Source organism: Fibrobacter sp., assembly GCA_017503015.1.
Taxonomy (GTDB): domain Bacteria; phylum Fibrobacterota; class Fibrobacteria; order Fibrobacterales; family Fibrobacteraceae; genus Fibrobacter.
On sequence record JAFVTX010000057.1, the window covers coordinates 55,572 to 75,057 of the forward strand.

Annotated in this window: 14 protein-coding genes; 6 read left to right on the top strand and 8 right to left on the bottom strand. The window is 53.0% G+C overall.

Going from position 1 to position 19,486, the window contains the following annotated elements; translation table 11 throughout:
- Nucleotides 1–6: 6 nt before the first annotated feature.
- The 3 genes from IKB43_10805 to IKB43_10815 are packed head-to-tail and all read left to right on the top strand — an operon-like array spanning nt 7 to nt 3,605.
- Nucleotides 7–651: a fibrobacter succinogenes major paralogous domain-containing protein gene (locus IKB43_10805; protein MBR2470615.1), complete on the top strand. Its 645-nt coding sequence runs from the start codon at nt 7–9 to the stop codon at nt 649–651.
- 18 nt (nt 652–669) lie between these two features.
- Nucleotides 670–2,493 (top strand): hypothetical protein, encoded by a 1,824-nt coding sequence (locus IKB43_10810; GenBank protein ID MBR2470616.1) that lies wholly within the window; start codon nt 670–672, stop codon nt 2,491–2,493.
- Between the two features lie 32 nt (nt 2,494–2,525).
- Nucleotides 2,526–3,605, top strand: a complete 1,080-nt coding sequence (locus IKB43_10815) for a fibrobacter succinogenes major paralogous domain-containing protein (GenBank protein ID MBR2470617.1) — start codon at nt 2,526–2,528, stop codon at nt 3,603–3,605.
- On the opposite strand, the gene IKB43_10820 is transcribed toward IKB43_10815, so the two are convergent.
- Entirely contained in the window at nt 3,589–4,755 is a 1,167-nt protein-coding gene (locus tag IKB43_10820; GenBank protein ID MBR2470618.1) for an ATP-binding protein, read from the bottom strand. The two genes, IKB43_10815 and IKB43_10820, sit on opposite strands and share 17 nt — an antisense overlap.
- 464 nt (nt 4,756–5,219) lie before the next feature.
- Here IKB43_10820 and secD point away from each other — a divergent pair, with 464 nt between their 5' ends.
- Complete coding sequence (gene secD, locus IKB43_10825; protein ID MBR2470619.1) at nt 5,220–7,898, top strand: protein translocase subunit SecD; 2,679 nt, start codon at nt 5,220–5,222, stop codon at nt 7,896–7,898.
- Between the two features lie 161 nt (nt 7,899–8,059).
- On the top strand, nt 8,060–8,992 hold the full coding sequence (locus tag IKB43_10830; protein MBR2470620.1) for a magnesium transporter CorA family protein: 933 nt from the start codon (nt 8,060–8,062) through the stop codon (nt 8,990–8,992).
- Between the two features lie 110 nt (nt 8,993–9,102).
- Here the strand turns inward: IKB43_10830 and IKB43_10835 are convergent, their stop codons facing one another.
- The 6 genes from IKB43_10835 to IKB43_10860 form a co-directional block, all read right to left on the bottom strand.
- Nucleotides 9,103–10,107, bottom strand: a complete 1,005-nt coding sequence (locus IKB43_10835) for a polyprenyl synthetase family protein (protein ID MBR2470621.1) — start codon at nt 10,105–10,107, stop codon at nt 9,103–9,105.
- 3 nt (nt 10,108–10,110) lie between these two features.
- Nucleotides 10,111–12,030: a DNA topoisomerase (ATP-hydrolyzing) subunit B gene (gene gyrB / locus IKB43_10840; GenBank protein MBR2470622.1), complete on the bottom strand. Its 1,920-nt coding sequence runs from the start codon at nt 12,028–12,030 to the stop codon at nt 10,111–10,113.
- Nucleotides 12,031–12,085: 55 nt separating this feature from the next.
- Nucleotides 12,086–12,406: a DUF721 domain-containing protein gene (locus IKB43_10845; protein ID MBR2470623.1), complete on the bottom strand. Its 321-nt coding sequence runs from the start codon at nt 12,404–12,406 to the stop codon at nt 12,086–12,088.
- A gap of 4 nt (nt 12,407–12,410) precedes the next feature.
- Nucleotides 12,411–13,196: an ABC transporter permease gene (locus tag IKB43_10850; protein ID MBR2470624.1), complete on the bottom strand. Its 786-nt coding sequence runs from the start codon at nt 13,194–13,196 to the stop codon at nt 12,411–12,413.
- Nucleotides 13,197–13,203: 7 nt separating this feature from the next.
- Complete coding sequence (locus IKB43_10855) at nt 13,204–15,024, bottom strand: S41 family peptidase (GenBank protein ID MBR2470625.1); 1,821 nt, start codon at nt 15,022–15,024, stop codon at nt 13,204–13,206.
- 102 nt (nt 15,025–15,126) lie between these two features.
- Nucleotides 15,127–15,981: an RNA polymerase sigma factor RpoD/SigA gene (locus IKB43_10860; GenBank protein ID MBR2470626.1), complete on the bottom strand. Its 855-nt coding sequence runs from the start codon at nt 15,979–15,981 to the stop codon at nt 15,127–15,129.
- 177 nt (nt 15,982–16,158) lie between these two features.
- Between IKB43_10860 and IKB43_10865 the strand changes: the two genes are divergently transcribed.
- Nucleotides 16,159–17,358, top strand: a complete 1,200-nt coding sequence (locus IKB43_10865; protein ID MBR2470627.1) for a histidine kinase — start codon at nt 16,159–16,161, stop codon at nt 17,356–17,358.
- Between the two features lie 4 nt (nt 17,359–17,362).
- On the opposite strand, the gene IKB43_10870 is transcribed toward IKB43_10865, so the two are convergent.
- The gene (locus IKB43_10870) at nt 17,363–19,135 is read right to left on the bottom strand and encodes a DEAD/DEAH box helicase (protein MBR2470628.1); all 1,773 of its coding nucleotides are present in this window, start codon (nt 19,133–19,135) and stop codon (nt 17,363–17,365) included.
- Between the last annotated feature and the right edge of the window lie 351 nt (nt 19,136–19,486).

Sequence of the window (19,486 nt, forward strand, 5' to 3'; positions counted from 1 at the left end):
TTTGCTATGAAAAATACATTCGCGAAAATGTTTACGGTCTGTGCCCTTGCGGGGGTGCTTGGTGCTGCGTTTATCGGTTGCGGGGAAGACTCGTCTTCTACCAGGGCGTCAGGCTCCTATGCCGGTCGAACAGTCACCATTGGCAATCAGGTTTGGATGGCGGAGAACTTGAACATCGATACAGAAGATTCCTGGTGCTATGACAATAATCCTGAAATGTGCGCCAAATATGGACGTCTTTATACCTGGGAAGCTGCGATGAAGGCTTGTCCGTCAGGGTGGCGTTTGCCAAGCCATGAAGATTGGATGACGTTGTTTGATACGATTGACGAAACTGGCTTTGGGCCAGGTTTCGGAATGGACGTCGGCGGTATAAAGTTGAAGTCCGTTGATGGCTGGGAAGACGATCCGAAAGTGACAAAGAGCGAGGATGTATACGGCTTTTCTGCGTTTCCTGCAGGCGAAGGCGAGAAGGATGGTGAAAAGTTCCACGGGATGGGAAGGTACACCAAATTTTGGTCAACTGAAGAAAAAAGCTTCAGCGAGGATGCTTATGCTATGGTACTCAGTTACAATCATGATGAAGCGAGGTATTTGGACTACAAGAAAACGGATGCCTACTCCGTCCGCTGCGTGAAGGACTCGGACTAAATCTCAAAAGGTTTCCCTATGAAAAACACATTCGCGAAAAAGTTCACGGTCTGCGCCCTTGCGGGGGTGCTCGGTTTCGCCCTTTCCGCCTGCGGAAGCGATTCCTCTAGTTCTCCCTACGAAACATCTGCCAAGGATGCCAACGAACCCTTTTCTGGAGATGTTTCGGGAATTGCGCAGGTGGGGCCCTTTGTGGAAGGCAGCAACATTGTCATTCAAGGGCTAGATTCAACCTTCATTATGGTCTTTGAGGAATTCACCGGTGAGGTTGCCGACAATGATGGGGCATATTCCATAAAGGAAGTCTCCTCGGAAACCAACTATGGTTATGCAAAGGTAACTGGTAAATTTTACAATATCGTTACAGGCTCCATTTCTTCATCGGAATCATCGCTAAAGGGCGTCATAAACCTAAAGCAAAAAAACAGTGCGAATATCAATGTTGCAACATCCTTGGTTTATAGCCGTATCGAAGAGTTAGTGGATTATGGAGCGTCTATCTATGATGCCAAAAAGCAGGCCGAACAGGAACTTTTCAAGACCTTTGGCTTTGAAGGAAACTTTGACGAATTGAACAAACTGAACGTTTACTCCGATACCGATGGGGGAGCGGCACTGCTGGCTATGACGATCCTTATGCTGAATGAATCGGAAACTGGTTTTGATTATCGCCTACAGATGTTCGCTCTTGACTTTAAAAAGGACGGAGAATGGAACGATTTGGATAATCGTACGGATGCGGCAGACTTTGCAGTGGACCAGGATTTCGTACATGTGCGAAAGAATATCCAGGAAAGTGGTGGCGTTGAAAAAATCCCAGACTTTGATTCCTACATAAACTCCTTTGTTGCCGCAGAGTACAAACTGGGCGAGTGTTCTGACAACTTCGATAAGAAGATTGTTGCTGCCCGAAATACTTACAGTAAAAATGATGGGGTCTACTTTATTTGCGATAATGGAATGTGGCGAAAGGCGACAGCCTTGGAGCAGAACACCCATGGCCTCAAGTGCGACGCTGACGGAAGTGTTTTAGCGGGTGCTGTCGATACGAGTTCTTTTTATGTATGCGAATCCGGTGCGTTTAGAGAAGCGTCCGCATCTGAAACAGATGTTAAGAAAGGGTGCGGCGATTATAACGAGGGAGCGTCCGCAACAAAATCTGTTAGCAAGTTTTGGGTACGGTCTTTCACATGTAAAGATAAAGAGTGGATGGCCGACGGGGTAAAGCAAAATATGGAGTCCTACGAAATTTTGACCGATTCAAGGGATGGAAAAGAATATCCGATTGTAACCATTGGCGAACAGACTTGGATGGCTAAAAATTTGGAATATAACTGTGGTGCGAATCGTTACGGTTGTTACTATTCCTGGATCAAAGCTGTTGTTGACTCTACGAACTTAAGCGAACCTGTCCGGGGAATATGTCCTGAGGGATGGCATATCCCAAGCCTTGCTGAATTCGAAAAACTATTTGAAACGACCGGTGTGGATGCATCGCATTCAAGCATGTTGTTTGCACCGCCAGCATGGGATACGGAAGGATCGTTTGTCATGGGTTATTTTCAATCGAGCGGCAAGACGGATATCGAAGTAATGCAGGTCAATGGCTTTAAGGATGAATATGGATTTGCTCTTTTGCCGGGTGGAACCAGTTCTTTCACTACTGGGGTTAATAGTGGAGCCGAGGCTGTTCTTCTGACATCTTCAAGGGATGATGCAGGAATCAGTATAAATATGAGATTCGACTTGGCTTTGAAAAAAGGCACTTCTACAATGGATTCATATTCTAATGCGGTTGCTATGCAACAGAGTTCGTATAATCTCCGCTGCTTGAAAGATTGACTAAGGGGTAAAATTTTGTAATGGGTGTTTTTATGAAAAAATTTATTTTACTGTTGGCATTCTTCGCCCTTTCCGCCTGTGACGACTCTTCGTCGGCGGGGGGTGATAATGGTAGTGGCGGGAACCGTGGTGGAATTCCCGACACAGTCGAGACATTCATGGAACTGTCGGATTACGACTGCGGCAAGAGTCAGAAGTGCGTTGCCACCTACCTGACGGAATACCATGACATGGCTGTTTGCGATGGCGACAACGGCTGGGTCATCGGGACTCTCATCGAGAAGATGGACTGCGACTTCTCTTCATCGAGTGTCAAGTCCAGCGATCCCGCCGAAGTGACCGACAAGTCCAGCGACAGCAAGGACAATTCTTCTTCGGCAGGAACATCGACCAAATCCAGCAACTCCAATTCGTCTGGAAATGGCGCAAAGTCAAGCAACAGTTCTGCGAAGTCCTCGAGTTCTGTATATGGAAGTGGACAGTGTGAAGTTGAAACAGACGAGAACTGTTTTAAAGACGCTCGTGATGGTCAGACATACAAGATGATGAAAATCGGAGACCAAGTGTGGATGGCTCAGAATTTGAATTACCAGACGGAGAAAAGTTGGTGCGGTGGCGGAAGACACGAAACGATGGAGGAAGGCGATTGCGCCATCTACGGGCGGCTCTACACCTGGGCCGCCGCCATGGGCAAGTCTGAGGACGAGTGCGGCTGCTACCACGATTGTACCACCCTGGGTACGGGCAACGTGCAGGGCGTGTGCCCCAACGGCTGGCATGTTCCCGCGCAGAGTGAATGGGAGGAACTGTTTGGTGCAGTGGGTGGAACAACTTGGGCCACGGCGGGCTTGAAACTCAAGACCAAGACGGGTTGGATAGGTGAAGGTAACGGCACGGATGACTACGGTTTTTCTGCGCTTCCTGCAGGCATCGCGTACTACGAGGGCTACTTTGCACGTGTCGGCCGCAATGCCTATTTCTGGAGTGCCTCGCAGTTCAGTAAAGACTACGCCTACTATGCGTACCTTTACTTCCTCAAATCTGCGTGGCTATATCACGATTACAGCAAGGACCATGGTTTCTCCGTCCGTTGCGTCAAGGACTCTGAATAGGGGTTATTTCTTTCCAGCTGATGAATTTCTGATTTTCCCCGCGGTAAGAATCGTCGCCGCCATAGACGACTCTTGTGTTCGTTAGCGGAATGCCTGCGACTTCGGCAAATTTCTTCAATCCGTCGTAGAATTTCTGGTTCTTTGTCTCGCCAGACTTGATTTCGATGGCGTTCAGTTCACCATCGGTTTCGCAAAGCAAGTCGACTTCATTCTGGTTCGTGTCGCGCCAGAAATAAAGTTGCGGTTCTTCGCCTTTAAACAGTGCATTTTTCATGTATTCGGTAACCACGAAATTCTCGAAGATTGCTCCGCGCAATCCGCTTTTTTGCAACTGTTCCCGGTTGAAAATGTTCAACAGATTGCACAGCAGCCCCGTGTCGCAGAAATAGATTTTAGGCGATTTGATGACTCTTTTTGAAAAATTCTTATAGTACGGAGGCAGGCGAAGAAGTATAAAACTGGCTTCAAGAATCGAAATCCAGGCGTTTGCCGTTATGACGGATATTCCCGCGTCTTTGGCAAGCGAGGTTACGTTCAAAATGGATCCGACGTTTGCCGCGCATAGTTTGAGAAAACGCTTGAAAGCCGCCATGTCGGTTATGTTTCGCAATAGGCGGACATCCCGTTCGACATACGTCTGTAGGTAAGATGTGAAGTATTCCTTTGCCGAAACTTTCTTGTCATAGAGTCTAGGGTAACAACCTTTGAGCAAAATTTCGTCAAGATCATTTGGAAGCTTGTCAACAGCCCTTAATTCTTCGGCGGAAAATGGGAAAAGCTTGAGAATGCCTGTGCGTCCGGCGAGGCTTTGCGAAATACGTTCCATCAATAAGAAATTGTGCGAACCGGACAAAATAAACTGTCCGCACTCGTCACGAGAATCTACGATTGTCTGTAGATAGGAAAATAAGTCTGGAACGCGTTGCGCCTCGTCTATAATACATTTTGTTCCGCAGTCCTTTAGGAATCCGCGGGGGTCGTTTTCGGCGAGTTGGCGAATATCGGGGTCTTCTAGCGAAATGTATTTATAGTCCACAAAGCATGATTTCAGCAAGGTGGATTTGCCACTTTGCCTAGGCCCCGTCAGCGTGACCACGGGAAATTTAGACGCCATATCCAGAACAGTCTCAAAAATCGCCCTTTCAATCATGATTATGCCTTTTTTCTTTAAATATAGCTAAATTTTTATGAAAAATCGATAGTTTTGTTTATGAAAATCATATAATAGAATTTATGAAAATCACATAATTACGGACGTCACACCAAGTGTCTCAAGGGTTCGGACTAACCCGCCACCGAGTTGTCAATTCCACGCTCCACACCACTCATCGGCAATGGGGGTATTAGGGGGCTTGCCCCCTAGGCGAGGGGGTGGAGAGCAACGAAGTGCGAACCGGGGGGAGGCTTCCCCCTTCATAGACCGCTCGGCTCAATCTTATAACAGAACCTACGATATCGCCTCGCTCTCGCCTCCACGACTCGTTAATACGAGTCGCTTGAGGCTCACGTAAGTCTTTTATACCGTCATTCCTAGTAGCTAGTAACCACTAATAGGCAACTTTTTCTATCTTTGCGCGCAAACTTAGCGTATAATGCCTTATTAAGGGATTACAAATGAACAAACATAAATTTGGAATGCGGGAATTTATCATTCTCCTTGTAATAGCACTTTCGGCCTATACCGTGTGGCCCTCTATCCAGGTCCACTCCAGGAAGGGCGACGAAAAGAAGGCTTTCCTTAAGGAAAATCCGAAGCTGGGCTCCAAGTCCATCAATTTCGGTCTGGACCTGGCCGGCGGTACCAGCATCACGCTGGAAATCGACAAGTCCGGCCTGAAGCCGAACGAGGACATCAAGGACATCCAGGCCCAGTCCCTGGAAATCATCCGTAACCGTGTGGACCAGTTCGGTCTTTCCGAACCCCAGATTTCCCCCTCCGGCGATGACCGCATCTTGGTGGAACTGGCCGGCGTGGACGACTCTACCGCCAAGTCCCTGGTGGGTTCTACCGCCAAGCTGGAATTCAAGATTTTGGCCGAATCCGAGAAGTTTACCCAGGTGGTTGGCCTTATCGACCAGTACCTGACCCGTCAGACTACCGACATCGTGGCTGACTCCGCTGCAACGGACTCTACGGCTGCCGCCAAGGATTCCACCGTGGCCGCCGCTAACGCTGCTACAGCCGACAGCGCCAAGCCAGCTGCCGACACGGCGAAGGCCCTTTCCGACGACGAACTTTTGGGCAAGGCCCCCGCAGCCGAAGTTGCCGCCACCGATTCTGCCAAGGAAGCCGCTCCTGCCGAGGGTGAACCTGCCAGCGAGGTCGGGACTGCCCTCAGCGCCTATTACCTGTCCTTCGGTAACGGCGGCTTTATCGCCGAAGAGAACATCGAAAAGGTGAAGAAGCTCCTGGAGACCGAAGGGGTCCAGAAGCTGATCCCCCGCGACGTGAACTTTGCCTTCGGCAGCGGTCTCGAACCGGTGCAGCGCGGCTCCAAGATCAAGGCCAAGCGCCTCTACTTGCTCAAGCGCCGTGCCGAAATGGGTGGCGACGACATCGTTGACGCCCGTCCCTATCGTGTAAGCGACGGTACCAATGCCGGTGAAGTGGCCGTCTCCCTGAAGTTCGGCGGTATCGGCCCCAAGAAGTTCTCCGCTGTCACGGCTGCCAACATCGGCAAGCAGATGGCCATCGTTCTCGACAACCAGGTTATTTCTGCTCCTGTGATTCGTGACCGTATCCCCAACGGCGACGCCCAGATTACCGGTCTTGACGACATGGCCGAGGCCAACCGTCTGGCGGTGGTTCTCCGTGCCGGTGCCCTCAAGGCTCCTATGAAGATTATTGAAAGCCGTAGCGTGGGTGCTACCCTCGGTGAAGAAAACATCGTCCAGGGCTTCGGCTCAGGTGCTATCGGCCTTATCCTCTGCTTGGTGTTCATGGTGGCCTACTACCGCCTGGGAGGCCTTATCGCTAGCTTCGGTATGGTCATCAACACCTTGGTGACTGCCGCCGTGATGTCCGTGTTCAACGCCACCCTGACTCTCCCGGGTATTGCCGGTTTCATCTTGGTGGTGGGTATGTCTCTCGACGCCAACGTGATTATTTACGAACGTATTCGTGAAGAACTGAAGAACGGCCTTACCGCCCGCGCCGCCGTGGCCAAGGGTTACGAACGGGCCTTCAGCGCCATCTTGGACTCCAACCTGACCACCGTGCTTACCGGCCTTATCCTCTACAAGATCGGTACGGGTTCCGTGAAGGGTTTCGGTCTCACGCTGACTATCGGTATCCTGACCTCCCTCTTCTGCGCCATCACCGTGACCCGCGCCATTCTCGACTGGCGCCTGGCCAAGGCCGACAGGACTACGCTCTCCATCGGTAACGGTTTCAAGGCCATCAACGAGGCGAACCTCCAGATTATCCCCAACCGCCGTCGCTTTGGCCTGATATCTTGCATCCTTATTGTTGCAAGTATCGCCTGTGTCGCCGTCAAGGGATTCGATTTCAGCATCGACTTCACCGGTGGCCAGGTCTATACGGTCCAGTATCAGGATGACGGCAAGCACGAGAAGGACCTGAGCGGTGCTCTCTCTGCGGCAGGCATCGACGGTGCGAAAGTTCGCACCCTGGGCGGTACCTCTGCCAACTCCTACCAGATCAGCATGCGCGCCTCCGACGACGTGAATTTCGAAGACAAGATGGCCGAAGCCTTTGCCAAGGCAGGCCAGAAGTGCGAAATCGTGGCCAAGGACAACGTGGGCCCCACCATCGGTAAGGAACTCCGTTTCAACGCTATCTTGTCTGTAATTCTCGCCTGGCTCGGCATTCTGCTCTATGTGTGGTTCCGTTTCGGCAAGTTCGGTCTCGGCTTCGGTGTGGCGGCGGTGCTTGGCCTGGTCCACGACACCATCATCACCCTGGGCTTCATCTCGGCCTTCAGCCTGTCTTTCGACGGAGCCCTGATTGCCTCGCTCTTGACCATGATTGGTTACTCCGTGAACGACACCATCGTGAACTTCGACCGTATCCGTGAAAATACCGCCGTGTTCGGCTCCGGCAACTTCGCAGAGACCATCAACAAGTCCCTGAACCAGTGCTTCAGCCGCACCATGGTGACCTCTCTCACCACCTTGTTCGTGTGCGTGATCCTCGCCGTGAAGGGCGGTTCCTCCATCCGCGACTTCGGCCTGGTGCAGTGCTTCGGTATCCTCATCGGTACCTACTCTTCTGTGTGCATCTGCTCTCCCATCGTTCTCTGGTGGAGCAAGAAGTTCAAGAAGGGTGTGTAATTAGATCGCTTCGCTTGTAGAACGCCGCTGCGCGGCTACAGACGAAAGGCGAAAGATTTCCCTGGCTTCGGCCGGGGATTTTTTTTGATTTCTCTCGTCTCCCGTCTTTCGTCTCCCGTCTAAATTCTATATTTACCCCCGTTCGATAAAAGGGGGCGCCTATGCTCAAGTATTACAAAATCGAAGCCGGTCGCCTGGCGGTCGCACCCAACGAAGATGCCGCCGACATCGTGATGATGGGCTCCCTCAGCCAGGAACAGCGCAGCGTCCTGGTCAAGGAATACGAGATTACCGAACATACCATCGCCTCCGCATTCGACTCCGACGAGCTTTCCCGTATCGAATACGACGACGATTTCACCACCATCGTGTTCAAGAAGCCCAAGAACTATTCCGCCGCCGACAACTTCCAGTTCCGGGTGGAATCCTTCGGCATCTTCATCTTCAAGGACTGGGTGCTGCTCCTGACCGACAGCGACATCCCGGTGATGGACGAAAAGCGTTTCTCGAAAATCGACAGCCTGAACACCTTCGTGCTGAAAGTCCTGAGCTACGCCATCTACCACTTCAACGAACACCTGAAAATCATCAACCGCATCAACGACGACTTGGAACAGCGGCTCAACACCTCCATGGAAAACAAGTACCTGCTTTCCATGTTCAGCCTGAACAAGGGCTTGATCTACTACGTGAGCGCCTTGAACAGTAACGATACCCTTTTGAAGAAACTCCAGATGGGCCGCAGCCTCAACTGGACCGAGGCCGAACGGGAACTGCTGGAAGACATCCAGATTGAAAATGGCCAGAGCCTGCAACAGGCCAACATCTACGCCAACATCTTGACGTCTATGATGGATGCCCGCGCAAGCGTCATCAACAATAACTTGAACCAGTTGATGAAGAACTTGACCATCGTGACGATTTCCATATCGCTCCCGACGTTCTTTGCCAGTTTGTTCGGCATGAACGTGCAACTGCCCTTCGGCATGAACGGCGACGCCACCGTGGGTTCGCCCATGACTTTCTGGGCCGTTATCGCCGTGTGTATCCTGTCGGTGGTGCTGTTCCTCGGCTTCTGGATCCGACGGAAATAGTCGTGAGTGGTGAGTCGGTGCTACGCACCGTTGAGTTTCAACAATCGCGCCTTTGGCGCCAAATTATATGCTCACAACTGATAACTGAAAACTGACAACTCGCGACAGCGTCAGTTTCCTCTATCGCTCATGCTGGCGAACATGGCGACAATCTCGTCGGTAAATTTGCTGTCGGGGAGCCCTTGCGCAATTTCCAGGGCCTTTTCCAGATGGTTCTGTGCCGTGGCCTTCGCCTTGTCGAATGCCCCCTTGACGCTCAGCTTTTCCTTGATTTGCGCAGGAATATTGTCTTCGGAGGCCCGCTTGATTAGGTCTTCCATTTCGCGCCGTTCTTCGGCGGAACTGTTTTCGAAATAGAACAGCAGGGGGAGCGTTATGAGCCCGTTCGAAAGGTCGGTAAACTTGGCCTTGTCCAGGTTCTTGGAACCGTAGCCGTAGTCCAGCAGGTCGTCGATAATCTGGAAGGCGATGCCGAAGTGGCTTCCCATTTCGGCGCATTTGTCCACCATAGGCTTGTCGAACCCGGCAAGAATGGCTCCGATTTTGGCGGCGGCGTTAATCAGTGCCGCGGTCTTTCCGTCGATAATCCGGTTGTAGGTCTCAAAGGACAGTTGCATGTCGCCGCAGTGGTCCAGCTCCAGGATTTCACCGGCAATCAGCTGGTCTGCCGCCTGGGAGAGGATTACGGGAATGTCCCGTTCCGCCTCTTCGATAACGCTCTGCATGGACTGGGAAAGCACGTAGTCGCCAATGAGGACGGCTACCTGGGTGCCCCATTCCTTGTGTGCCGTTTTTTGCCCGCGCCGGACTTCGGTATCGTCGATAATGTCGTCGTGAACAAGGCTTGCGCTGTGCAACAGTTCAATGCCCGCGCAGGCGTGGGCCACCCGGTCAACGTCAACAGTAGATTTTCTGCAGTTGGCGATAAGGCAAAGCAGGGTAGAGCGGATGCGCTTTCCCTTCTTCTGGAAAAGGGCGGCAAGTCTGTCCGAAATTCCAGCCGGGGCATTTTTGGCCACGTTCAAGATGACCTGCTCCGTCAGGGCAAGCTGGTCTTGGACCAGTTCTCGCGCCTGGCCCAGCACAGTCTGGAAATCGGCCTTGTTCAGATTCATGGCCTAGATATCCAGGTCCTTCAGGACCTTGTAGGCGTTGGTTTCGATGAACTTGCGGCGGGGTTCCACGTCTTCGCCCATGAGCATGCTGAAAATCTGGTCGGCCAGCACGCCATCTTCCACGTAGCACTGCTTCAAGAAACGCCTGGATGGGTCCATGGTGGTTTCGTTCAGCTGTTCCGGGGACATTTCGCCAAGACCTTTGAATCGGTTGATGGTAACGTTCTTCTTGTCCTCGATTTCGGCCATGGCCTTGTCCTTGTCCGTCTCGTCAAAGAGGTAACGTTCCTTCTGGCCAACCTTCAGCTTGTACAGGGGTGGCATGGCGAGGAAGATATGTCCTTCGTCAATGAGGGGCCGCATGTAGCGGAAGAAGAAGGTGAGGAGTAAGGTCTGGATATGGGAGCCGTCCACATCGGCATCGGTCATGATGATAATCTTGTGGTAGCGGAGCTTCTCGATCTTGAATTCGGTGCCGATACCCGTGCCGATGGCGTTCACCAGGTTCTGGATTTCTTCGGTGTCCAGCACGCGGTGGAGGCTTGCCTTTTCCACGTTCAGGATTTTACCGCGGAGGGGGAGGATTGCCTGGAATTCACGGTTACGGCCCATCTTGGCAGAACCGCCAGCGGAGTCACCTTCCACGATGAACATTTCGCATTCCTTGGGGTCACGGCTACTGCAGTCGGCCAGCTTGCCCGGAAGTCCACCACTTTCAAGGATGTTCTTGCGGCGGGCGAGGGTACGGGCCCGGTGGGCCGCTTCGCGGGCCACTGCGGCGTTATAGACCTTGTCGAGAATCACCTTGATGGCGGCCGGATTTTCCTGGAAGTATTCTTCCAGCTTGGCACCGAAGGCGCTGTTCACGTAGCTTGCAATTTCGGAGTTGCCCAGCTTGCGTTTGGTCTGGCCTTCGAACTGGGGCTGGGAAACCTTGATGGCGATAACGGCGGTAAGGCCTTCGCGAATATCGTCTGCCGCAATCTGGATATCTTTTTTGCCCTTAGGCATTTCGGCGGCGAACTTGTTAATGACACGAGTCAGGGCTGTCTTGAAGCCCGTCACGTGGGTTCCGCCATCGTAGGTGTTCACGTTGTTCACGAAGCTGAAGAAGTTTTCCTGGTAGCCGTCGTTGTACCACATGGCCACTTCCAGCGGGAACTGTCCGTCGGGGAGCACCAGGTGGATGGGTTCCTGGAAAAGGGGCGTGCGGTGTTCATCTACGTAACGCACGAATTCGGAAACGCCTCCCGGGAAGCAGAAGGTGTCGGACTGGATGTTTTCCGGGTCACGCTCGTCGGTGAGGGTCAGGCGAAGCCCGCTCATGAGGAACGCCAGCTCGCGGAAACGGGTGGCCAGTGTGTCGTAAACGTAAACGGTTTCAGTAAAGATGGAATCGTCCGGGTAGAATTCCACGCTGGTGCCTGTCGTTCCATCCGACGGACCGACTTCTACCTGGGGGCCGCAGGGGATACCTCTGGAGAATTCCTGCTTCACCACCTTGCCGTCACGACGAACGGTCACGATCAACTTGTTGGAAAGGGCGTTCACGCAGCTCACGCCCACGCCGTGAAGACCGGCAGAAACCTTGTAGGAATTGCTGTCGAACTTTCCGCCCGCATGGAGCTTGGTCATCACCACTTCGATGGTACCGATGTGTTCCTTGGGGTGAATATCGGTAGGAATACCGCGGCCGTTGTCGGTAACGCGGATGCCGTTGCCGGGCAGAATGGAAATTTCGATGTGGCTGCAGAATCCAGCCAGGGCTTCGTCCACGGAGTTGTCTACCACTTCCCATACCAGGTGGTGGAGACCGCGGATGTCGGTAGAGCCGATGTACATGGCGGGGCGCACACGCACGGCTTCGAGGCCCTCTAGCACGGTAATGCTTGAACCGCTGTAGGCTTCTTCGGCCTTCTTCATTTCTTCAGATTCTTCTGCCATATTTCCTCTGAGGCATGCCGCCTCTTTTACTAAACTAGACAAAGCGGATGCCCTGGATTACAGGGCTTCCGAGCATCAAATTACACTTGTCAATTATAGCTTTTTTTTGCAGGAACAGTTCGCTTTTCCAGGCGGAATTGTCCACCTTCAGGGAGAGAATTCCCTTCTTGATTTCAATGGGTTTTACGTGGGGGAAAATCAGGTCCCCGACCACCTCCCGGAACTTCTCCGAAAGGCTCTGGAACTGCATTTCGTCGGCCAGGTGGAACTTGTCCAGAACGCGGCCCACAAGGAGCTCTACGTCCACCAAATTGTGGCCCGTAAATTCTTTACGCTTGCGTTTCTGGATAGGCATGGATTTACACCAGCAACAGCTTCGACAGGGTGAATCCGCCAATCAGGATGCTGGTCATGCCTGCCACCACGGTGGCCTTGGTGCTCTTGCCCACGCCTTCGGCTCCGCTATGGGTGTAGTAGCCAAAGAAACAGGCGTAGCTAGAAATAAAGAAACCGTAAAGGGTAGCCTTGATAAGGCCCACCACCAAGTCCCAGTTATGGTAGAACATGCGCACGCCGTAGAAGAACACGGACCAGGAGACTTCCTTGTACAGGTGGGCCACTTCGTAACCGCCCACAATACCGATAAAGATACTGATGACGGTCAGCACCGGCAGCATGATGACGGTGGCGATAAGGCGGGGAGCCAACAGGAACTTGAAGGGGCTGAGCCCAAGCACCTTGTAGGCGTCAAGCTGTTCGGTCACCGCCATGGTCCCAAGCTCCGAACACATAGAAGCCCCAATACGGCCCGCAAGGACCATCGCGGTGAGGATGGGGCAAAGCTCCACCATCACAGACTTACCGACAGCCATGCCCACGAACATCATGGGGATCATGTCGCCGAACTGGTAGGCCAGCTGCCACGACATGATGGCGCCCGTGGCCATGGACGCCGCGAACACCACGGGGATACTGGTAATGCCCACCACCTGCATCTGTTCGACGGTAGTGTGGAAATTGGAAAATGCGCCGGGAATGTTCTTGAACAATTCCCACACGAACTTGATGTAGTTGATGACCGTGCGGAAAAACCTTCGGACGAACCGTCCCAAGGATTCCGCGGAGTTGTTCAACACTTCGACCAATTAATCCCTACTTCTTTTTCTTGTTGTCCTTGACGGCAGACTTTTCGTTCTTGGCAGGAGCCTTGGCGGGCTGACCCTTGGTGGGCGCGCTGATGGCCTGCTTAAAGAGTTTCATGTCGCTCAGGTACTTGATGGCTTCTTTCAGCTGTTCGTCCCGCTTCAGGGAGAATGCCGTGCTTACGGAATCGTTCACCATGGCGGTCAAGAGTTCCCGCTTGATGCCGTCCTTGATGTAGTCCTTGTTCTCGTCGAACTGTGCCTTGCGGCGCTCTTCCAGGGCGTTCTTCATGTCGGAAAGCCGTGCAGCCAGGGTAGAATCCGTAATGGTCTTGGAGCTGTCACCCATGTAGTTCTGTTCCTGGATAATGCTCTTTTCCAGCTGGTCCACGCCTACCAGGGCGTTGCTCTTCACCTTCATGAAGTTGGTGTCCTTGAGGCAGAAATCCTTGAACTGGGTGTACAGGGAATCGGGCACTTCCCAAGAGGCGTCCATCTTGACTCCGGACTTATCCAGTCCCGGACGGACCTTTACCGCAAACTTGAAGTACATGGCCATCCGCTCCTGGACCTGTACCACCCAGGGCATGGGAGAAAGTTCTACATCTACATCGGGAGTGATACCGCCGCCGCCGAACATCATGCGTCCGTTGTGGGTGTAGAAGGTATCCACCTTGGCGGTGTCCTTCTTTGCGGTGTCGGCCTTGGCTTCGCCTTCGCCATCTTCAGCTGCATATTCCTCTTCCATGATCTTCAGGCCCTTGATGCCGTTCTCGGGCTTGTTGATGCAGCGGCCAAAGGGCAGGTAGTAAAATGCAGTGGTGAGTTTCAGGGCGTTCCCCTGGTTGTCCAGCGGGAAAATGGTCTGCACGGAGCCCTTGCCGAAAGAAGTCTTTCCGATAATCAGGGCGCGGTCCCAGTCCTGGAGGGCTCCGGACACGATTTCAGCCGCACTGGCAGACCCCTGGTTCACAAGCACCACCATGGGCATGTCGGGGTTCACGATACCGTCTTTGCGGGCGTGGCTTTCGGTCTTCTGGGTGCGGCCCTTGGTGCTCACAATCACGTTGCCCCGTTTCAGGAACAGTTCGCTAATCTCGATGGCCTGGTTCAAGAGGCCGCCGGGGTTGTAGCGCATGTCCAGAATCAGCTTCTTCATGCCCTGCTTCTGCAGGCTCTTCAGTGCGTTTTCTACGTCGCTCAGGGTCTTGTCGCTGAAGGTGGCAAGCTTGATATAGCCGATATCGTTAGTGACCATCCCGTAATAGGGTACGGCATGAACCACGATTTCGGCACGGGTAATGGTAAAGTCCATCAGCTCGGGTACGCCCTCGCGCTCGATAGAGACGGTCACGTCGGTGCCGATCTTTCCGCGGAGCTTGCTCACGGCGTCGTCCAGGGTCAGGCCCTTGGTGTCCTTGCCGTCGATTTTGCGGATACGGTCGCCGGCCCGGATGCCTAGCCTAAAGGCAGGGGTCCCGGAAAGGGGAGAAATCACGGTGAGGATGTTGTCACGGAGGCTGATGGTGATGCCCACGCCGCCGAACTTTCCTTCCATGGAAACTTTCAAGCCCTCGTAGTCCTTGGGGGTGAACACTGCCGTGTGGGGGTCCAAAATGTTACGGATGCCGTTCAGGGCCGCGTCGGTAAGTTCCGTGGGGTTCACATCTTCCACGTACTTGCGGTTCACTTCGGAGAAAACCTTGTTGAGTCTGGAAACCTCGTCGTAAAAGTCTCCCGGCGGGGTGGACTTTTTGGCTGCCGAGGCTATGCCCAGGGTGGCCAAGGTAAGGACAAATGCTTTGCGCAAAATCGAGCTAGTGATAGTCATGCCCAAAAGATACAATTTATCGGTTGCAGACACGGCGAAAAAACGGAAAAAACCGGCCCTAAAGGCCGGTTTTTGATAATAGGAGAGAGAGGAGAAAAACTTTTATGCCGCCTCGTCCAGCATTTTCTGGATGCGGTCGTTCCGGAGCTTAGCAAGGGCGCTTTCCTTGAGCTGACGGACTCGTTCCTTGGACAGCCCCACCATAGGGGAAATTTCTTTCAGGTTCAGGTCGCTATCCATCTTGAAGCCGAAATATAGCTTGAGGATATCGCTTTCCTGCTGGTCCAGGTTCTTGTTCAAAACTTTTTCGAAGACTTCCCGGCGGTTGTTCTTTTCGGCCAGGTCTTCGGTGCGGAATTCTACAGAGGGAATGCAATCTCCCAGGGTGGAATCTCCGTCTTCGCCAACGGGGGCTTCCAGAGAAGAGGTGCGGTTGCCCATCATCAACACTTTTTCGATGGCGTCGCCCTTGTACTTGGAAACTCCTTCCAGGCTGTCGGTGTCCAGCACATAGCTGCCACCCACAACCTGTTTAAGCTTGCCGCCCTTCTTGTTGAAACGGCGCAGAATCAGCTCCTTCTCGGCGCTGATACGGACCGTGCGGCCCTTTTCGGCGATGGCGCGGGTAATGTTCTGGCGCACCCACCACACGGCGTAACTGATAAACTTGATTTTCTGGTTAGGGTCAAAACGTCGGGCGGCCTCTATAAGGCCCATGTTGCCTTCGCTGATGAGTTCGCCCACTTCCAGGCCCTGGCCCTTGTAAAGGTTTGCGATGTTCACCACAAAGCGCAGATTGGACTTGACCAGCAAATCCAGGGCTTCGCGGCTGCCTTCCTTGACCTTCTTGATGAGCAACTTTTCCTGTGCCGGAGTCAGCAGAGGAATGCTGGAAATATCTTCAAGATACTGAAAATAAGTACTTTTCTCATCACGGGTGTAGGTAGCGGCGTTCATAGTAAATCCTTTTCCTTTACGCCTATAAATCTACCTCCGTTTAGGTTTCGGAGTGTCAGGAACTGCCCTAGCCCTTGCAAAAGTTTAATTTGTTTTTTGTCGGGAAAAATCGCTTTTTTGTCATAAAAGTGTCATTATGGGCTGTACGGGGACCGTTTTTGACCTATTTTTGTCATCATGGAACCAGAAAAAAGCAAAATTTCCATTTCCAAGCTTCGGCAGAGGTGGCAGGGGGCCCAGGAAAGGGATTTCGACCGATATGAGAAAAAAATCCGTGAAATCCTGGAACAGGAGGACAAATTGTCTTTCCCTGTCCCGGCCTACGTGCCCCAGATACTCATATTTCTCTTTATCCTGATTTTTCCCGTGCTCTACATCGGGGATCCTGTTACCCGTTCGGTAATCGGTTTGGACTGGCGAGAACTCATGAACTTCTATTTTCCCGTGCTGATGAGCATCGGGGTGTTCGGTCTTAATCTCAATTTTCTCGTTCCTAATTACATTCTCAATAAGCGTTATGGAATTTACTTTGTATATAATGCTGTCATTATTTTGGTAACCTGCTTCTTGCGAGAAGTGGTGTTTTTTTTGATAGACAGGGCTCCCGATCAGGGCGTAAATTACTTTTTCAATTCCTACATGTTCTCTTCGGTAAAAGGGCATTTCAGCTATTGGACCGTTTTTTCCTTTGTGGTGCTGGTTTGTCTGGTTTGCGTCATCTGCGTGTTTTACCGGCTGATATCTACACAAATTCTGCGAGGGTTCGTGGTCAGGGAACAAAAGCGTAGCCGCTTGCAGTACGAACTGGAATTCCTGAAAAACCAACTTTCGCCCCACTTTTTATTCAATACCCTGAACAACATAACGGCGCTTATCGCCATAGATTCCAGGCGTGCGGAAAAGTCCATGATGGAACTTTCCAAACTGTTGCGGGTGACGCTCTACCAGACTTCTGATGACGCCATTCCCCTGGAAGAAGATGTGGAAATTCTCCGGATGTACGGGAACCTGGAAAAGCTCCGGCTAGACGACAGCTTCGATTACCGTTTTGACGAGGAACTTGAAAACCCCAAAGTGATGATACCGCCTCTAGTAGCCATGCCCCTGGTAGAAAACGCATTGAAACACAGCAAGAACCCCAAGGGAAAAAGCTTCGCCCATATTTCTATCCGTCAGCAGGGAAACGAACTGGTGCTTGAAACGGAAAATTCCAATTTCCCGAAAGTGTCCCAGTCTCCCCGAAAGGCCAGCGGCCTCGGGCTTTCGACCTTCCAGAAACGTCTGGAGATTCTGTATGCGGGGCGTTACGAGTATACGGCTTCCGCCGATGGCGACGTGTACCGAAGCCGCCTAAAGATACAGCTCGCCGACAACTAGAGGGTTACCGCGCGGCCAGTTCTTCGGGCGTGCGGCTCAAAATATCCCAGTCGCCCCGCTTGATAATCTTGTAGGCGTAGCCCTGTTCGGTAAGGAACAGCTGGCGGTTCATGGAGAACTCCTGCTCCTTGGAATCCTGGGTCACGATACTGTAGAAATGTGCGGTGCCGCCGTCGCTCTTGGGGCGCAAGATGCGGCCCAGTCGCTGGGCTTCTTCTTGCCGGCTGCCGAAGGTCCCGGAAATCTGTATCAGGATGTTGGCGTCGGGAAGGTCGATGGCGAAGTTGCCTACCTTGGAGACCATCAGGTTCTTCTGCTCGCCCTTGCGGAAGGCGGCGTAGAGCCGTTCGCGTTCCTTGTTGGGGGTCTTGCCGGTAATCAGCGGGATTTCCAGCTCCTGGGCGAGCTTTTCCAGCTGGTCGATGTACTGCCCGATGATAAGCACCCGGTCGTCGGGCTTGTCAAAGTGGGCGAGGAGGCGCTTTACGATGTCCGTCTTTTCGGGATTGGTGCTTGCGAGAGTAATCTTTTCACGGACCGGCGCTAGGGCGTATTTCATCTTCAGTTCCGCTTCCATAGGGATGCGGATCTCGTTACAGTCGGCAGTGGCAATCCAGCCCTGGGCTTCCAGCACACGCCAGGGGATGTCGTATTTCTTGGGCCCGATAAGGCTGAACACTTCCGTCTCCTTGTGGTCTTCGCGGACCAGGGTAGCGGTAAGGCCCAGGCGGCGTGTGGCCTGCATTTCGGTACTCAGGCGGAACACCGGGGCCGGGAGCAGGTGCACCTCGTCGTAAATCATGAGGCCCCATTTCTGTTCGCTGAACAGCGGGAAGTTCGAGAGTTCCTTCTTGACTTCTTCGTCGCTCAGGTCGTCCGGTTCGGGCTCGCCCTGCTTGTTTGGGTCCTTCACCTTCTTGCGCTGGGTGAGAATCTGGTAGGTGGCCACGGTCACGGGGCCGATTTCCTTCACTTCGCCGGAGTATTCCTTCACCTGGTCGAGGGTCAGGTCCGTCTTGTCGCAGATTTCGCGGATCCACTGGCGGGAGGCGGAAATGTTGGGGGTAAGGATAAGGGTCTTGGTCTGGACAAGGGCCATGGTGGCAAGGCCGATGACCGTCTTGCCCGAACCGCAGGGCAGCACGATGACGCCGGAGCCGCCCTTTTCCGAACCGCTGGCGTAGAACACCTGGGCGGCTTCTTTCTGGTAGTCGCGGAGCTTGAATTCCTTGCCTTCGAGGGTGGTTTCCCGGAGCTTGATGGGGAGCGGGTCGCCCTGGACATATCCTGCCAGGTCTTCCACCGGGAATCCGGCGTTGGTGAGGGCCATCTTCAGGTGGCCGCGGCGTTCCGGGTCCACTTCGGCGTGGGAATCGTCCAGGAACTTCAGGATAAACGGTTCCACTTCTTTCAGGTGGCAAATCTCGGTGAACATGTAGGTGTCGTCGGATTCCAGCAGCAGGCGGTCAACCTCTTTACGGAGCCGCAGCAGCCCGTACCGGGCCATGTAGTCTTCTACCTCGGTAATCACCGTCTGTGGAATGGGGTAGCGGCTCTGGCTTTCTAGCCGTTCCAGCACTTCGGTTGCGCGGAGGCCCGTGGAAGCCGCGTTCCAGAGGCTCAGGTGGGAAATCTTGTAGGTGTGCAGGTGCTCGGGGCTCTTGACCAGTTCGGTGAAGGGAGCGATCGCGTCCCGTGCAGGTTCGTAGTTGGGATTGTCCACCTCGACCATGATTTCGAGGTTGCTCTGTACAATGATGGCGCCATTCGGATTCATAGGGCGGCAAATATAGAAAATTAGGTGTTAGGTAGTAGGTTGTAGGGGTTAGGATCTAGGGGCTAGGATCTAGGGTTTAGTAAGGCTGGTCTCAAGAAGTGTCATCCCCGCTGTCATTCTGGAGCCCTGGAGCATAGCGATAGGGGATAGAATCACGAGGACCCGCTGGAGGTGTGTAATGTGGAATGTGAGGTTCGAGGCACGAGGAATGTCATCCAGAGCGACGAAGTCGCGAAGGATCCAGTTCAAAGGGATAGGCCGTTAGGGGTTAGGATCTAGGGGCTAGGATTTAGGATTTAGTAAAGCTGGTCTCAAGAAGTTTTTTAGGGACGGGAAGGGGAGGTATACCCC

What these genes read in the sequence shown, in the direction of transcription:
- IKB43_10855 (MBR2470625.1), bottom strand. Translation starts at nt 15,024, where the DNA reads ATGACTATCACTAGCTCGATTTTGCGCAAAGCATTTGTCCTTACCTTG.
- IKB43_10815 (MBR2470617.1), top strand. Translation starts at nt 2,526, where the DNA reads ATGAAAAAATTTATTTTACTGTTGGCATTCTTCGCCCTTTCCGCCTGT.
- IKB43_10805 (MBR2470615.1), top strand. Translation starts at nt 7, where the DNA reads ATGAAAAATACATTCGCGAAAATGTTTACGGTCTGTGCCCTTGCGGGG.
- IKB43_10865 (MBR2470627.1), top strand. Translation starts at nt 16,159, where the DNA reads ATGGAACCAGAAAAAAGCAAAATTTCCATTTCCAAGCTTCGGCAGAGG.
- IKB43_10820 (MBR2470618.1), bottom strand. Translation starts at nt 4,755, where the DNA reads ATGATTGAAAGGGCGATTTTTGAGACTGTTCTGGATATGGCGTCTAAA.
- IKB43_10845 (MBR2470623.1), bottom strand. Translation starts at nt 12,406, where the DNA reads ATGCCTATCCAGAAACGCAAGCGTAAAGAATTTACGGGCCACAATTTG.
- IKB43_10870 (MBR2470628.1), bottom strand. Translation starts at nt 19,135, where the DNA reads ATGAATCCGAATGGCGCCATCATTGTACAGAGCAACCTCGAAATCATG.
- secD (MBR2470619.1), top strand. Translation starts at nt 5,220, where the DNA reads ATGAACAAACATAAATTTGGAATGCGGGAATTTATCATTCTCCTTGTA.
- IKB43_10830 (MBR2470620.1), top strand. Translation starts at nt 8,060, where the DNA reads ATGCTCAAGTATTACAAAATCGAAGCCGGTCGCCTGGCGGTCGCACCC.
- IKB43_10860 (MBR2470626.1), bottom strand. Translation starts at nt 15,981, where the DNA reads ATGAACGCCGCTACCTACACCCGTGATGAGAAAAGTACTTATTTTCAG.
- gyrB (MBR2470622.1), bottom strand. Translation starts at nt 12,030, where the DNA reads ATGAAGAAGGCCGAAGAAGCCTACAGCGGTTCAAGCATTACCGTGCTA.
- IKB43_10835 (MBR2470621.1), bottom strand. Translation starts at nt 10,107, where the DNA reads ATGAATCTGAACAAGGCCGATTTCCAGACTGTGCTGGGCCAGGCGCGA.
- IKB43_10810 (MBR2470616.1), top strand. Translation starts at nt 670, where the DNA reads ATGAAAAACACATTCGCGAAAAAGTTCACGGTCTGCGCCCTTGCGGGG.